We start from the raw sequence: 901 nt of genomic DNA, 5'->3' as shown, positions 1-901 counted from the left end.
CAGGCTGTCGTCGCCCTGGGCATGCACGGTATAGGTGTCGCCGGCGCGCAGGTAGATCACTCCTTGCGCGTGCACGGCGGTGCCGCCCTGCACATTTCTCCAATCCGAGGCGCCGTCCGCGTTCGGGTCCTTGGCCATCAGATCCTGGACCAGATACTCGCTCGTTTCGGGATGATCTCCCACGAAATAAATGCTTCCATACTTGTGGCCGCGGCCGAAGCCTATCGGATTGCTGGAACGGTATCCATTGCCGTCCGGATCGACGGCCATCAGGCGCTTGATCATGGCTTCCAGCTCGTTGGACGGCGCGCCGTCGCCTTCTTCAGGGCTGCTGTTTTTCAGGCGGTCCAGGATCTCGTTGACCGTCTTGTCCGACTCGGAGAGATCGCGGTCTTTGACTGCCCACACCTTCAGGTTCAGGCCCTCGTTGCTCAACGCCGGCCGCGGCGCATACAGCGGCAGGTCGTCATCATGGACGACGACGCTAGCCGGTCTGGCGTCCGCGCCCACGCCGCCGCGCAGGGCCGGGCTTGCGCTGGCCTCGCCCAGCGACAGAATCAGGTCCTTGTTGCCCTCGACCACGCGATCGTCGGCCAGAGCGGCCGTCACAGTGGCGCTGGACCGGCCTGCTTCGATCGTGACGAAGCGGGGCAGACTGCCGGTATCGCCATCGTTTGCGGCCGCGCCGCTCCAGTTCAGGGCCACCGTGACGGAGTGCCCTTCAGGCACCTTGGCCGCGTTACCGTGCCTGTCGACCAGCGAAACCGTGTAGGAAACCGATCCGTCTGCCTCGCTCACATGGGCCTGGTCGGACTCGACCTTCACCTGCAGAGGGGGCGCGCCGTTATCGTAGCCGTTCAGCTCGATGGTGATATGGCCCTGCTGGCGATCGCCGTCGGCG

1 protein-coding gene is annotated in these 901 nt (G+C 64.9%); it reads right to left on the bottom strand.

Annotated features, from left to right (window positions below; genetic code table 11):
- Nucleotides 1-901: hypothetical protein (locus C1I89_RS34775; RefSeq protein WP_181391121.1), on the bottom strand; the 901-nt coding region annotated here is incomplete at both ends.

The organism is Achromobacter pulmonis, from assembly GCF_002885955.2.
GTDB classification, from domain to species: Bacteria; Pseudomonadota; Gammaproteobacteria; order Burkholderiales; family Burkholderiaceae_B; genus Achromobacter; species Achromobacter pulmonis_A.
This window is presented reverse-complemented; position numbering and strand designations above follow the sequence as displayed.